The organism is Bradyrhizobium sp. CB3481 (genome assembly GCF_029714305.1).
Lineage (GTDB): Bacteria > Pseudomonadota > Alphaproteobacteria > Rhizobiales > Xanthobacteraceae > Bradyrhizobium.
Window position 1 is genome coordinate 3,171,379 of sequence record NZ_CP121647.1, and the last position, 13,111, is coordinate 3,184,489.

The 13,111-nt window shown below is 64.4% G+C and carries 14 protein-coding genes; 8 read left to right on the top strand and 6 right to left on the bottom strand.

Annotated features, from left to right (window positions below; genetic code table 11):
* Window positions 1-69: 69 nt before the first annotated feature.
* Complete coding sequence (locus tag QA643_RS15235; RefSeq protein WP_283034812.1) at window positions 70-534, bottom strand: DUF488 domain-containing protein; 465 nt, start codon at window positions 532-534, stop codon at window positions 70-72.
* 140 nt (window positions 535-674) lie between these two features.
* Between QA643_RS15235 and QA643_RS15240 the strand changes: the two genes are divergently transcribed.
* The gene (locus QA643_RS15240) at window positions 675-1,646 is read left to right on the top strand and encodes a tripartite tricarboxylate transporter substrate binding protein (protein ID WP_283033942.1); all 972 of its coding nucleotides are present in this window, start codon (window positions 675-677) and stop codon (window positions 1,644-1,646) included.
* A gap of 122 nt (window positions 1,647-1,768) precedes the next feature.
* Here QA643_RS15240 and QA643_RS15245 read toward each other — a convergent pair whose 3' ends face one another.
* Window positions 1,769-2,593 (bottom strand): DUF72 domain-containing protein, encoded by an 825-nt coding sequence (locus tag QA643_RS15245; RefSeq protein ID WP_283033943.1) that lies wholly within the window; start codon window positions 2,591-2,593, stop codon window positions 1,769-1,771.
* 46 nt (window positions 2,594-2,639) lie between these two features.
* Window positions 2,640-3,077 (bottom strand): hypothetical protein, encoded by a 438-nt coding sequence (locus QA643_RS15250; protein ID WP_283033944.1) that lies wholly within the window; start codon window positions 3,075-3,077, stop codon window positions 2,640-2,642.
* Window positions 3,078-3,226: 149 nt separating this feature from the next.
* Here QA643_RS15250 and QA643_RS15255 point away from each other — a divergent pair, with 149 nt between their 5' ends.
* Window positions 3,227-3,367, top strand: coding sequence for a hypothetical protein (locus tag QA643_RS15255; protein WP_283033945.1), 141 nt, complete (start codon window positions 3,227-3,229; stop codon window positions 3,365-3,367).
* Window positions 3,368-3,431: 64 nt separating this feature from the next.
* Here the strand turns inward: QA643_RS15255 and QA643_RS15260 are convergent, their stop codons facing one another.
* Window positions 3,432-4,055 (bottom strand): phasin family protein, encoded by a 624-nt coding sequence (locus tag QA643_RS15260; protein ID WP_283033946.1) that lies wholly within the window; start codon window positions 4,053-4,055, stop codon window positions 3,432-3,434.
* A 213-nt stretch (window positions 4,056-4,268) separates the two neighbouring features.
* Here QA643_RS15260 and QA643_RS15265 point away from each other — a divergent pair, with 213 nt between their 5' ends.
* The 3 genes from QA643_RS15265 to QA643_RS15275 all read left to right on the top strand — a co-directional run bounded on the left by QA643_RS15265 (window position 4,269) and on the right by QA643_RS15275 (window position 7,676).
* The gene (locus QA643_RS15265) at window positions 4,269-4,463 is read left to right on the top strand and encodes a hypothetical protein (protein ID WP_283033947.1); all 195 of its coding nucleotides are present in this window, start codon (window positions 4,269-4,271) and stop codon (window positions 4,461-4,463) included.
* Window positions 4,464-4,780: 317 nt separating this feature from the next.
* Window positions 4,781-5,911, top strand: coding sequence for a glycosyltransferase family 2 protein (locus QA643_RS15270; RefSeq protein WP_283033948.1), 1,131 nt, complete (start codon window positions 4,781-4,783; stop codon window positions 5,909-5,911).
* Window positions 5,912-6,173: 262 nt separating this feature from the next.
* Complete coding sequence (locus QA643_RS15275) at window positions 6,174-7,676, top strand: glycosyltransferase family 39 protein (protein WP_283033949.1); 1,503 nt, start codon at window positions 6,174-6,176, stop codon at window positions 7,674-7,676.
* 13 nt (window positions 7,677-7,689) lie between these two features.
* Here QA643_RS15275 and QA643_RS15280 read toward each other — a convergent pair whose 3' ends face one another.
* Window positions 7,690-9,585, bottom strand: coding sequence for an adenylate/guanylate cyclase domain-containing protein (locus QA643_RS15280; RefSeq protein ID WP_283033950.1), 1,896 nt, complete (start codon window positions 9,583-9,585; stop codon window positions 7,690-7,692).
* A gap of 42 nt (window positions 9,586-9,627) precedes the next feature.
* Complete coding sequence (locus QA643_RS15285) at window positions 9,628-10,155, bottom strand: FecR domain-containing protein (RefSeq protein WP_283033951.1); 528 nt, start codon at window positions 10,153-10,155, stop codon at window positions 9,628-9,630.
* A gap of 276 nt (window positions 10,156-10,431) precedes the next feature.
* On the opposite strand from QA643_RS15285, the gene QA643_RS15290 reads away from it, so the two are divergent.
* From QA643_RS15290 to QA643_RS15300, 3 genes are all read left to right on the top strand, one after another.
* On the top strand, window positions 10,432-11,127 hold the full coding sequence (locus tag QA643_RS15290; protein WP_283033952.1) for a DUF899 family protein: 696 nt from the start codon (window positions 10,432-10,434) through the stop codon (window positions 11,125-11,127).
* A gap of 608 nt (window positions 11,128-11,735) precedes the next feature.
* Entirely contained in the window at window positions 11,736-12,083 is a 348-nt protein-coding gene (locus QA643_RS15295) for a hypothetical protein (protein ID WP_283033953.1), read from the top strand.
* A complete protein-coding gene (locus QA643_RS15300; RefSeq protein WP_283033954.1) occupies window positions 12,080-13,075 on the top strand; it encodes an RtcB family protein in 996 nt (331 codons plus the stop codon). The genes QA643_RS15295 and QA643_RS15300 overlap by 4 nt, the downstream gene beginning before the upstream one ends.
* Window positions 13,076-13,111: the final 36 nt, after the last annotated feature.

The following is a 13,111-nucleotide window of genomic DNA, read 5'->3' on the forward strand; positions in this document are numbered from 1 at the left end:
CGCCTTCCTCGCTATGCGGCTGCAAAGACGTGGATGGCCGGGACAAGCCCGGCCATGACGGAGAGACGCTCACACCTGCGGCGCGACCAGGTTCTCCACCTTCACGCCATCGCGCTCCTCGATAATCTCCGCGATCCAATGCCGGTGGCAATGGGTGTGGTCGCGCTCATAGCAGAGAATGCAGACCGGCCCCGCCTGCTTAACGAGCGCGGACAGCTCGTCGAGCTCCTCCTTGGCCTGCGCCGTCTTCAGATGCTTGGAATAGATCCGGTGCAGCACATCGAACTTGCCGCTGCGCGCGGCCTCGCGGCCCTCCTTCGGCGTGCCCAGCCCCTTCAGATGCAGGTAGGCGATGCCGCGCTCATCGAGCCCTGCAGCCAGTTGATTCTTGGAAAAGCCCGGCCGCCGCGAAGAGGCCACGGCGCGCACGTCGACCAAAAGCTTGACGCCGGCCTGTTCCAATTCGTCGAGCACGGCCTTGGCCGGCGTCTGCTCATAACCGATCGTGAAGAGGCGTTTGGTCCTGCGGGCCATATCGATATCCACGGCGCTGATCTCCTGCCAAGCTAGGGTCGCGCGAAGAGGATTGCCATATCACGCGTTGCCGCCGGATGCGCCATATCGCATAGTCCCCTTAAAGAGCCTGCGAAAAGGCTCATCTGCGGGGGAATACAATGAACCGATTTGGCCGGATGCTCACACCGCTGCTCGCACTGCTCGTTTGCGGCGCTGCAACAGCGCAGGCGCAATCCAGCTATCCTGATCGTCCAGTAAAGATCATCGTCCCGATCGGTCCCGGTGGCAGCTACGACCTGGTCGGGCGGCAGCTTGCGGATGCGCTATCCAAGCGGATGGGGCAGGCCTTTGTGCTCGAGAACAAGCCGGGCGCCGGCACCGTCGTCGGCACGCAGGCGGCTGCTACGGCCGAGCCGGACGGCTACACGCTGGTGGTCGGCGGCCTCTCCAACATGGCGTTCAACTCGGCGCTCTATTCCAAGCTCGGCTACGATCCGCGCAAGGATTTTGTCCCGGTCGCGCTGATCTACAAGTTCGGCTACGTCATGGTCGCTCGCAAGGATCTGCCGCATGCGAGGCTGCCGGACATCGTCGCGGCGGCAAAAGCCAATCCGGGCTCGATCTCGGTCGCGACGGCCGGCGTCGGCACCGGCCAGCATCTGGTGGCGGCGGCGTTCATGAAGGCGGCCGGCGTGAAGTTTCAGGAGATACCCTACAAGGGCTCGCCGCCGGCCTTCACCGACCTGCTCGCCGGCCGCATCGACCTGTTTTTCGATTCCAATTCCGCCGGGCTGCCTTACGTGCAATCGGGGCAGGCCAAGGGCATCGCGGTGCTGTCGTCAAAACGGAGTCCGCTGGCGCCTGATGTGCCGACGATGTCGGAAGCCGGCGTCTCCGGCCTCGACGTCGATTCCTGGCTCGGCATCTTTGCGCCTGCCAAGACGCCGCCGGAGACAATCGCAAAACTACGCCGCGAAATCCGCGCCACGCTGCCCGAACTCAAGGAGCGCTTTGAGAAGAGCGGCGGGGAGGTATGGGACCTCGCCGACGACAAGCTCGATGCCTTCGTCGCCTCCGAATACGAGAACTGGACCAGGCTGATCCGCGAAGCCGGCATAAGGCTGGATTGACGCGCCAAGGTGGCCTGCATGGTTCGAGACGCCGCTTCGCGGCTCCTCACCATGAGGATCTGAGACCTCGTCCTGAGGAGCGGCCATCAGGCCGCGTCTCGAAGGACGAAAACCACGACCAGCTACTTCACGCGCTCGATCAATTCCATCGCGCCGGCCGGCGCGCGGATCTTGCCTTCGTGGATCACGTAGGCGAACACGTCGCGCGGCATCTTCTTCGGCTTGGCCTTGTCGACGCGCGGCAAATCGTCGGGCTCGCCGCCGCCGGCCCAGTCCTGAAAGCGCTTGGCCCAGGCGTCGAGCTGCTTTGGCGGATAGCAGGTCTTGATCTCGTCATTGCCCTTTTGCAGCCGCGCATAGACGAAGTCGCTGGCCACATCGGCAATCGCCGGATACTTGCCGTGCTCGGCGAACACGACGGGCGTCTCGAACTGGCGCAGCAGCGCGATGAACTCCGGCACGCAAAAGCTGTCATGCCGCACCTCGACCACATGGCGCAGCGCGCGCCCTTCGAGCTTGCGCGGCAACAGTTCGAGGAATTTCCCGAAATCGGCTTCGTCGAATTTTTTGGTCGGCGCGAACTGCCAGAGCACCGGTCCGAGCCGGTCGCCGAGCTCCAGCACGCCGGAATCGTAGAAGCGTTTGACGGAATCGCCGGCCTCCGCCAGCACACGGCGATTGGTCGCGAAGCGTGGTCCCTTCAACGAGAACACGAAACCGTCGGGCACCTCACGCGCCCATTTGCGAAAGCTCTCCGGCTTCTGCGAGCCGTAATAGGTGCCGTTGATCTCGATCGAGGTCAGTTTCGACGCGGCGTAGGATAGCTCCTTCGCCTGTGCGAGCTTCTCCGGATAGAAGACGCCGCGCCACGGCTCAAACGTCCAGCCGCCGATGCCGATATAGATGTTGCCGCTGTTTTTCGCGGTCGATTTTGCTGGCTTGCTCACGGGGATGGCTCATCGGGAAATGGGAGGAGGGGCTGAGCGATATTAGCTAAGCCGGTCCTGAATGGCCAGATTGTCGCAGCGGCGGCGAGCCTTTGGAAAATCCGGGATGAAGGCGAGGCGTGAATTCCGCCGAGCGGGACTGAACTGCAAGTCGCAAGGCCCGCCGCCACACAATCCGACTTCGAAGACACACCTTCGATCCTTTCGGTTCTCCGCGCGCCAAATTGGTTGTTCGCGAATCGCTCGCCGGTATCATCACGGCGCTGATTCCTGAGGTGATTTCGCTTTCCTTCGTCTCGGGCGTCGATCCCAAGGTGGCATTGGTCGCTTCTATCATGTTGTGTCTCGTGATGTTCGTGCTCGGCGGCAGGCCCGCCATGGTGACCGCCGCCGCCGGCTCGATCGGACCGATGGTGAAGCTGCTCGGCGTCGCTAACATCGCCGCCGGCTTCCATGGCGGCGGCGGCGGCCGCGCGATGATCACCCAGACCGTCGTCAACGTGAAGATGGGCAGGGCCGCACCTGCATTTCGACCGCGGTCGCCGCCATCCAGCGCAGCTCTACGTTTCACCAGCGACTCACCGGCCAGCTTGGCGCGCGAATTGCAGCGTTGCAGGACGAAAGGATCTATCGATGACCATCTTGCAGTGGATATCGACCATCACCAAGGCGATCATGCAGACCTGGGCCGGACGTTACCGGCCGGAACGGCATTACATGCGCGGCGCCGGACCTGCGTCGCAGCGCAGCCAGCGCCAGGGATCGCAGGCATGATTGCTCGAAAAAGAGGCTCCGGAAAACCGGAGCCTCATGGCTGTTGTCCGAACCGGTCGGTATCTCAGCGTTTGCCCTGTGACGGCGGTGCTTTGCCCGCCAGCCCCTTGAAGGGATCCAGGGTTTGCTTCGCGAGCCGAGTGTGGAGGTCGCAGATCTTCTGTGACTCCGCGACCGAGGTCTCATAGGCCCGTTTCACGAATTCGCTTTGCACGGTCATCGCCTTGTCAAGCGAGCGCGCGCCGCTGAGTTGCTCGACGAACGAGCCGAACTCTTCGATCGATTTTCGCGTGTAGTCGCGATAGGCATTCGCAATCGTCTGCAGGCTCACCGGTGCCGGCTCGGCTGACGGGGCCGGCGTGGGCTCGGTCGACGCAGGCTCGGCCGGCGAAGGAGCTGCCTCCGGCGCGGTCGCGGGCGCAACATCCTCGACCGGTGCAACAGCCTCGACCGGCGCGACAGTCTCGACCGGCTCGGCAACAGGTGGGGCTTGATCCACCGGCGGGCTTTCGACGATGGCTTGCTCCGGCTCCGATTGCAGGCTCAGGTCCGGGCTTTGCGGCTCGACAGGTTCCGAGGTCTGCAACTCGACCGGTGCCGAGGTCTGCCGGGCGTCCGCCTTCTTCTTGCGTTCGCCTTTCCCCTTGCGCCGTTTGCCGGCCGATTTGGTGTCATCTGTCGTCGACATTGCTTTCCCCTATTCCCTGTCAAATCAAAGGTCGAGACTCCGCCTTGTTTACGCTGGAATCGCGGTTCTTGCTTGTCACTTGCGCGGCAGTCGCGTGGTGAGATTTTGAACGTCGGCATTTTCGGCCGATTTTGGCGGCGGTTGGCGTCGGGCCTATTCCTCGCCGCGCTTTTTCCGTGATAACAGTTCCCGGTCAGGTGGGGATAATAGACTATGAATTCGCAATCAGTCGCTGGTCTTTTGGGAGCCATCGTCGCGTCGATTGTGATGGTGGTGGCAATCGCGTACGGGCCGATCGGCCAGTATGGAAAGCCCGCCAAGCCGGCCAACGTCCAGCAGACCGCGCCCGCGCCGGTTCCCGCGGCGCCAGCCCCGCGCGGGCCGGTGATTCGCGAGGTACCAAATTAGGTGATGTCCTTGCGGAATGCTTGGGGCGTTCCTATCTAGCCTCTAACGGCGACGTTGACGCGTAAAAGCTCCGGCGCTGGGACGACCATGAATAGCTTGGCTGCGCCGGATGTACGCGCGCCTCCTGTTCGTGGTCGTTGGCATTTTCAGAGCATTTTCAAGCAGCGCAGGTCTCCGGATCCGACCCCGGCAAGGCGGCTGATTCGCCGGCGCCGTACCGGGCCGGATCGTTTTCGCCTCGTTTTTCACCGTCTGGTCACCTCGTTCTCCAAGCTCGCCTTGGCATGTCAACCGGCTGCGGATATACGCTGCCGGTCATGAATCAAGCCATCAAACCGGGCTCCGAAACCCCGTCGCAGGCCGGTTTGCCTGAGCTCTCGGTCGTTGTCCCGACCTTCAACGAGCGCGACAACGTCACCGTGCTGTACCGGCGGCTGGAGGCCACGTTGGCCGGCACTGCCTGGGAAGTGGTCTTTGTCGACGACAATTCGCCCGACGGAACCTGGGACGTGGTGCGCGGGCTGGCGCGGAAGGATTCCCGCGTCCGCTGCATCCGCAGGATCGGACGGCGCGGACTGTCGGGGGCGTGCATCGAAGGCATTTTGGCCTCCAGCGCGCCCTACGCGGCGGTGATCGACGCCGACCTCCAGCATGACGAGACCCAGCTGCCGAAAATGGTCGCACTGCTCCGCAGTGGCGAGGCCGAGCTCGTGGTCGGCAGCCGCTACATCGAGGGCGGCAGCGCCGATAGTTTCAACAAGCAGCGGGCCGGCGCCAGTCAGCTTGCGACCGAGGTCGCCAAGCGGGCGCTGAAGGTCGAGATCGCCGATCCCATGAGCGGCTTCTTCATGATCCGCCGCGACCGTTTCGAGCAACTGGCGCCGCAACTCTCGACGCAGGGCTTCAAGATCCTGCTCGACGTCATCGCGACCGCGCAAGGCAAGCTCAAGACCGTCGAAATTCCCTACGCCTTCGGCTCGCGCCAGCACGGCGAGAGCAAGCTCGATTCCATGGTGGCGCTGGACTTCCTCGGCCTGGTGCTCGCCAAGCTGACGCACGACGTGGTTTCGCTGCGCTTCCTCTTGTTCGCGATGGTCGGCGGCACCGGCCTTGTGGTGCATCTAGTGGCGCTGTTCATCGCGCATGAAATCTTCCGGGAGCCGTTTGCCGAGGCGCAGGCCGCCGGCGCGCTGGTCGCCATGACCAGCAATTTCATCCTGAACAACTTCCTGACCTATCGCGACCAGCGGCTGAAGGGGTTTGCGATCCTGCGCGGTCTGTTGCTGTTCTATCTGGTTTGCGGCGTCGGACTGCTCGCCAATGTCGGCGTCGCCTTCGCGGTCTTCGACCAGGAGCCGATCTGGTGGCTCGCGGGCCTTGCCGGCGCGCTGATGGGCGTGGTCTGGAATTACGCGATGTCGGGCCTGTTCGTCTGGCGCAAGCGATGATCGATGGCGCTTTCGAGCGAAAGCCCTCGGACGTGATCTGAGGGTCAGTACCGGTTCGCGCGAAGGATGATGAGATGACGCGTGCCCCTCACACTCCACTGTCGTCGCCCGGCCTGACCGGGCGATCCAGTACGCCGCGGCCTTTCGATCTGATCGCAGGCTTCCCGGCGTACTGGATCCCCGCTTTCGCGGGGATGACGGGTAGTGGGTGGGACAGACTGGAGCCCAATCCTGATGCAATCAGGACCGCCAGGGCTTCAAAATGACCTCGAACGAGGCGCGGGTAGCCCTTAATACGAGTCTGGCGATTCTGGCGCTGGTGGCGCTACGCCTGATCGCCGCCTGGTTTACCCCGATCAGCTTCGACGAGGCCTATTACTGGATGTGGTCGAAGCATCTGGCCGGCGGCTACTACGATCATCCGCCGATGGTCGCCGTCGTGATCCGGCTCGGCACCATGATTGCCGGCGATACCGAGTTCGGGGTGCGGCTGGTGTCGATCCTGCTCGCGCTGCCGATGAGCTGGGCGATCTATCAGGCGGCCGCCATCCTGTTCGGCAGCCGCCGTGTCGCCGCCTCGTCTGCAATGCTGCTCAACATCACGCTGATGGCCGCGGTCGGCACCATGATCGTGACGCCGGATGCACCGCTCCTGGTGGCTTCCAGCCTGCTGTTGTTCGCGCTCGCCAAGGTGCTGCAGACCGGTCAAGGCGCGTGGTGGCTTGCGGTCGGCGCCGCCGCCGGCTGTGCGCTGCTGTCAAAATACACCGCGCTGTTCTTCGGGCCCGCCATCCTGATCTGGCTGGTCGCGGTCCCCAAGCTGCGGCATTGGCTGATCTCGCCTTGGCTTTATCTCGGCGGGCTTGTCGCGCTGCTGCTGTTCGCGCCGGTCATTCTCTGGAACGCCGACCATCATTGGGTTTCCTTCATCAAGCAGATGGGGCGGGCGCGGATCGAGGATTTCCGCCCGGTCTACATTGCCGAACTGGTTCCGACGCAGATCGCGTTTGCGACGCCGCTGGTCTGGATGCTGGGCACGATGGGGCTTTATGCGCTGCTCCGCCGCCGCGCCGGTGCGCTGCCGGCGCGGGCGCTCGTGAATACGATGTTCTGGATCATCGTCGCCTATTTCGTCTGGCATTCGCTGCATGCCCGCGTCGAGGCCAACTGGTTCGCGCCGGTCTACCCGGCGTTTGCGATCGCCGCGGCGGTTGCGGCGCATCTCGTGCAATGGCCGCCACGCTGGCAGAGCCTGGCCGATTTCTGCCGGCGCTGGGCGGCACCTAGCGGCATCGTGTTGTTCGTGGCTTTGGTCGTGCAGGCCGACACTGGGCTGCTGTCGGGCTATCGCCGCGACGCCACCGTGCGTAGCATCGGCATCGGCTGGCGCGAAACGGCGGCCGAGATCGAGGCGGCGAGGGCGCGAACGGGTGCGACCTGCGTGCTGGCCTCGGATTACGGCACCACCGGCTGGCTCGCCTTCCATCTGCCAAAGGGCACCTGCGTGGCGCAGCAGAGCCAGCGCATCCGCTGGGTCAACATGCCCGAGCCGGATGCGGCGCAGCTTGCCGGCCCTCTGCTCTATGCGCGCGAGGTTTTCCCGGGCGAGGACGAGATGAGCGGCTCGTTCGCAAGCGTCGAGAAGGTCGGCGACGTCGAGCGCAGGCGCGGCCCGCTCGTTATCGAGACCTATGCGCTGTATCTACTGCGCGGGCCGAAGGGCGACGTGCTCGACCATACGCCACCGCCGGAAATGATGAAGTAGGCGGCGGGGCCGTTCACTCGGCGGCGTCGGATCGCGTGTGCTGGTTGACCGCCGGGTGCTCGTTCCGCCACAGCCAGACCGCAAGCGAGCCCGACCTGCCGCGAATCTGCGCCTCGACGGGGCCGGTCAGGCTTCCGGTCTTCAACCGGGCGCCGGTGCGTTCCGCCGCGCCGCGCAGCGTATCGCTCAGCGCCAGCCGGACGTCATGGCGCGCCGCCACTTCCATCAGCCGGCTCGCCACGTTCACGGTGTCGCCGGTTGCGGTGATGTGCTGGTGGTTGCGGCCGCCGAGCCGGGAGGCGACGATCGGTCCGAAATGCGCGCCGATCTTGAAGCCGATACGTAGAGCGATTTGCGGCGGCAACGCCGCAATCCAGCGTTCGGTCTTGACGCAGAGCGCGATTGAACATTGCGCCGCGCGCGCCGCGTCGTCCGCCGCGGCTTCCGGCAGGCCGAACAGGATCATGGCGCCGTCGCCGAGGAAGCTCGTGATCACGCCGCCGCAGCGTGTCACTTCCTTGTCGACCAGGGCGTGAAACTCCTGCAGAAGGCCGCGCGTGGCGTCGGGATCGAGCGTTTCGCTGAGCGAGGTAAAGCCGGACAGATCGACAAACACGACGGCGGCGTCCTGCCTGACCGGCGCCAGCAGGAAGTCGGGATCGCGCGTCAGCCACTGCTGCAGGCCCGGCGTATGGAATTGTTCGAGCAGCTTGTTTTGCGCGGCGAGATGCTGGGCGCTGTGCCGGCCCGACCAGAGCTGGATGCCGCCGAACAGCATCAGTGGCGGCGCTGAAGCGGCGATGGTCACCGCGGCGTTGAGCCATTGACCGTGCGCAAAGGCGATCGCATTGGCGGCCGCCCATGCCAGCAGCACCGCGCTCACCGCAACCAGACCGACGGCGTTTCGCCGCCAGGCCAATAGCCCGACCAGCAGCATGGGCAGCAGGATCGTCGTCGCGGCGTCGATAATGCGAACCCGCCGATCACGCACGATACCGTCGCCTGCCAGCAGATGCGTGATCGCGGTTGCGATGATTTCCACGCCCGGCATCAGCGAGTCGAACGGCGTCGGAAAGAAGTCGCCGGCGCCGGTCGCGGTGGCGCCGAGGACGACGATCTTGCCTTGAATGGCTTCCTTGTCGACGTGGCCCTCGATCAGGTTAGCGGCACTGATGGTGCGAATGGTGTGGCGCGGACCGTAATAGGAAATCGGCAGCGCATAGTCTGCAGCCGTCAGGATCGGCCGGTCGCCGAACCTGAGGCGGTCGGGTTCAATCGTCAGCTTGTCGCCGATTGCGATCGAGGCGACGCGGAGCGGAAACGACAATTCGATATTGTCCCGCGTCCGGAACAGCATCGGCACCGACAGCGGCGTGCCGGTCTGGCCCGTCGCCACATTGGCAACGCCGACTTCCGCGCGCTCAACAAATGCTGGCAGCGGCAGCAGGAAGCGGCTGGCCTTCGGCAGGCCGGCCAGCGGCCCCTCGCTCTCTTCCGACGGTTGGACGGTGTTCGGGAATACGGCCGCTGCCGCGAGCACGGTCGGGCGCGCTGCGAACGCTTTCGCGAGGGCCGCATCGCCCTCGGCAGGGCCCTTGTCGATCAGCAGCAGATCGACGGCAATGACTTTCGGCTCCAGCCGTGCGATCGCCTCGACGATCTCGGCTATCTCTGCGCGCGGCAGCGGATAGGCACCGGCGAGCTTGACGATGGTGTCGTCGATCGCAACGATGGTGACGAGGTCCGGCGGCGCCTTTATGCCGCGCGTCAGCGTTCGCGCGTCGGTCAGTGCCGACTCGAGCCGGTCGAGAAAGCGCAAATAGCCGTTCGAATGGCCGAGCCATATCGCGCCTGCCCACAATCCCGTGCAGAGCAACGCAACCAGAATATGAAGACGTCGATGGCTCATTCGTGCGTTTCTTCCGTCCTGGTCTTCTATTGCCCCAGCCTTTTATTGTCCGAGCCTTGCCATCAGTGCCGCAACGCGCGCCGCGCCCCAGCGTTTGACGACCAGATCGCCCGATGTCTCGACGTCGACGCCCTCGCCGGGGCCGAGCAAGACGCTGCCGCGGCCGGCTGAGCGCGCGACGCTGACGCGGCCGTCGACGACAAAGACGGACGTTTTTCCGCTCTCGGCATCGACGGCCCATTTGGTGCCGCGCACCGCGGCAATCGCCTGCGGCGTCACCACGTTGAACCGCGTGCGGCCCGGCTTCTTCGGCACTTCGACCAGCAAGGCCTTGTTGCTGAGCTCGACGGAATCGACATGGCCATCGCGGTTGCGATCCCTGAGCTCGAACTTAGCACCGCTCTCGGCCACGATTGTGATAGCTGCTTCACACTGCAAGGTTTGGGTTCCCTGGGCGGTCGGCGTGGACGTGCAGCCTGATATTGCCGGCTGCGCCGCCGCAGCCCCGGCGAGCAGCAGCAGGGTGCCCGCGAAGGCAATGGATCCGGCGCGTGCCAGCGTTATTGTCATGGCAGCTTCCCCTGGGTACGGACGAATACAGCGAAGAAGGGCCTGATACGGTACCGTATCAGGCCCGTTCTCCAGCGCAAAGCCAATGGCCGGCGTTAATGTGTCTGCGCCCGGCGATTAAGGTTCGGCGATGGCTGCAATGCGAGAAAGCAGGCCTAAACGTCGCCAAAACGGCGTGAAACCGGGGGTTTAACACCGGATTTTTACCCGCCGCTGTCGGCGAAGCCGGGGGTTGAAACGTCTTCCAATCATCCAAACGCAACAGGAGGCGTTCCCATGTCCGGTTCCACCCTGAAGCCCGCCGCCGAACTCGCACGCGCAAACGCCGTGCGCTTTCCCAACGAGAGCGCCGAGTATCGCCGCGCCCGCGAGCAATTGCTCGCCGAGGAGATTGAGCTGCGCCGTCATATCGAACGCGTCGCCGCGTTGCGCCGCGCGCTGCCGCCGGGCGGTGTGGTGACGAAGAACTATGAATTCGAAGGCGAGGGCGGCAAGACCACGCTGTCGGACCTGTTCGGCAACAAGCAGACGCTGGTGATCTACAGCTACATGTTCGGCCCGCAGCGCGAACAGCCGTGCCCGATGTGCACATCCTTCATGAGCACCTGGCAAGCAAAGCTGCCCGATGTCGAACAGCGCATCGCCTTCGTGTTCGTGGCGCGCTCGCCGATCGCGCGGCTGATCGAGGCGAAGAAGGCGCGCGGCTGGACACGGCATCGGATCTATTCAGATGCGTCGGGCGACTTCACGCGCGACTATGTCAGCGCGGCGGATGCGGACGTGCCCGGCTACAACGTGTTCACGCGGCGCGACGGCAGCATCCGGCATTTCTGGTCGGGTGAAATGGGAGCATCGACCGCCGATCCCGGACAGGACCCGCGCGGTGCGCCCGATTTCGATCCGCTGTGGACCATCCTCGACACCACGCCGGAAGGGCGCGGCAAGGATTGGTATCCGCAGTTGCGCTATTAGGTAAGCTTCTCATGGTGAGGAGTGCCACCGGGTCCGCGCGAAGCGCGGCCCGATGACAGGCTCCGCGCGTCTCCGGACGATGCTTCGCATCGCCGGGCGAACCATGAAGCCCCGGTTGTGGCCTACATCCTTCGAGACGCCCGCTTTGCGGGCTCCTCAGGATGAGGAGTTAGCGCGGCCGTGACGCAGGAAACTTAGCGCGCCCGACGCGTGGAAATTGTGCGCACTATTTACAAATCCGGAAATTGATGTATGTGATCGCGCGCTTCCGCGATCCATGGAAAGACGATGCTTCGTTTAGACACCAACCCGTCACGTTATGCAGGCCGGCCGGTCGTCCGGCGCGGTCGTGCCATGGCGTGCGTCGTTGGCGTATGTTCGAATTACGCAGCGTTCCGCCAGGAAACACCGTCAGTGTAACGCGGCAGCGGGTCTCCCTCTGCCGCCATGGCAGGGAACGATCCGCGGCAGTGCCACTCGTGGCAAGCTCGACCTCATAATTGCTCCCTGCCTGCAAACCCGATCGTCCCATGTCGCGACTGACGTGGGGCACGCCGAAGATCCGGACCGGATTTCGGCGTATACTATTGCAAGTGAAGGAGAATGAGATGCGATCCGACCCCTTTCAGGAGCGCGCCCGCGCCTTGGCCGTCGAGGCCGGGCTCGATCCCGATGCGAAGATCGACCGTCCTGGGCAGCGGCCGATGCCGACCTGGTGCCTGTTTCGCGATGCCGCGCGCAAGGAAAAGCTGGCGCGCGATGCGGAGGCGGTTGCCGGCGACATCGCGATGAAGCCGCAGGCGGCGCAATACCAGAACAGCCCGCTGAAGATCTTCGGCACGCACGAGGACGCGACGATCGCGCAGATGCGCAACTGCATGTCGGTCGGCAACGCGGTTGCCGGCGTGATTTGCGCGGACGGCCATCTCGCTATGCCCAGCCGGTCGGCGGCGTGATTGCTTATGAGAAGCAGATCAGCATCTCCGGCGTCGGCTTCGACATCGGCTGCGGCAACATGGCCGTGCGGCTCGATACGCCGTTCAGCCAGATCGAGAACAATGTCGGCACCATCATCAAGGATGTGCACAGCGTGATCTCGTTCGGCGTTGGACGCACCAACGACGAGCGTGTCGAGCATGCGCTGTTCGACGACGACGACGCATGGCGCGAATCCGACATGGGCGCCTACCGGCAGAAGGCGGTCTCGCAGCTCGGCACCGTCGGATCGGGCAACCACTATGTTGACCTCCTGCGCGACGAGGAAGGCTTCGTCTGGATCGGCGTGCATTTCGGCAGCCGCGGTCTCGGCCACACCAGCGCGACCCGCTACCTCAAGGCCGCGGGCGGCAAGGACGGCATGAACGTGCCGCCCGCCGTGATCGACGAGGACAGCGAGATCGGGCGGCGCTACATCGCGGCGATGCAGCTCGCCGGCCGCTACTCCTATGCCGGCCGCGAATGGGTGATCGAGCGCGTGCGCAAAATCATCGGCGGCGAGGTCACCGACATGGTGCACAACCACCACAATTATGCGTGGCGCGAGAACCATGGCGGCAAGGATCTGTGGGTGGTGCGCAAGGGCGCAACGCCGGCATTTCCCGGCCAGCGCGGCTTCATCGGTGGATCGATGGGCGATGACGCTGTGATCGTCGAGGGCGTCGATAGTGAGGAGGCGAAGGCTTCGCTCTATTCGACCGTGCACGGCGCTGGACGCTTGTTCGGCCGCAAGGAGGCCAAGCGGCGGTTCACGCGCGCCGAGATGGACGCGTGGCTGCAATCGCGAGGTGTCACGTTGATTGGAGCCGATCTCGACGAAAGCCCGATGGCCTATCGCCGGCTGCCGGAAGTGCTGGCCGAGCACGCCGGCTCGATCCGGGTGCAGCACACGCTGCGGCCTTTCGCGGTGGCGATGGCCGGCGAGAACGAGTTCGATCCGTTCAAGGATTGAGGCTTAACTTGGTCCAATATGGGACATCCGGCCTGA

What these genes read in the sequence shown, in the direction of transcription:
- QA643_RS15235 (WP_283034812.1), bottom strand. Translation starts at nt 534, where the DNA reads ATGGCCCGCAGGACCAAACGCCTCTTCACGATCGGTTATGAGCAGACG.
- QA643_RS15240 (WP_283033942.1), top strand. Translation starts at nt 675, where the DNA reads ATGAACCGATTTGGCCGGATGCTCACACCGCTGCTCGCACTGCTCGTT.
- QA643_RS15255 (WP_283033945.1), top strand. Translation starts at nt 3,227, where the DNA reads ATGACCATCTTGCAGTGGATATCGACCATCACCAAGGCGATCATGCAG.
- QA643_RS15260 (WP_283033946.1), bottom strand. Translation starts at nt 4,055, where the DNA reads ATGTCGACGACAGATGACACCAAATCGGCCGGCAAACGGCGCAAGGGG.
- QA643_RS15265 (WP_283033947.1), top strand. Translation starts at nt 4,269, where the DNA reads ATGAATTCGCAATCAGTCGCTGGTCTTTTGGGAGCCATCGTCGCGTCG.
- QA643_RS15270 (WP_283033948.1), top strand. Translation starts at nt 4,781, where the DNA reads ATGAATCAAGCCATCAAACCGGGCTCCGAAACCCCGTCGCAGGCCGGT.
- QA643_RS15275 (WP_283033949.1), top strand. Translation starts at nt 6,174, where the DNA reads ATGACCTCGAACGAGGCGCGGGTAGCCCTTAATACGAGTCTGGCGATT.
- QA643_RS15280 (WP_283033950.1), bottom strand. Translation starts at nt 9,585, where the DNA reads ATGAGCCATCGACGTCTTCATATTCTGGTTGCGTTGCTCTGCACGGGA.
- QA643_RS15285 (WP_283033951.1), bottom strand. Translation starts at nt 10,155, where the DNA reads ATGACAATAACGCTGGCACGCGCCGGATCCATTGCCTTCGCGGGCACC.
- QA643_RS15290 (WP_283033952.1), top strand. Translation starts at nt 10,432, where the DNA reads ATGTCCGGTTCCACCCTGAAGCCCGCCGCCGAACTCGCACGCGCAAAC.
- QA643_RS15295 (WP_283033953.1), top strand. Translation starts at nt 11,736, where the DNA reads ATGCGATCCGACCCCTTTCAGGAGCGCGCCCGCGCCTTGGCCGTCGAG.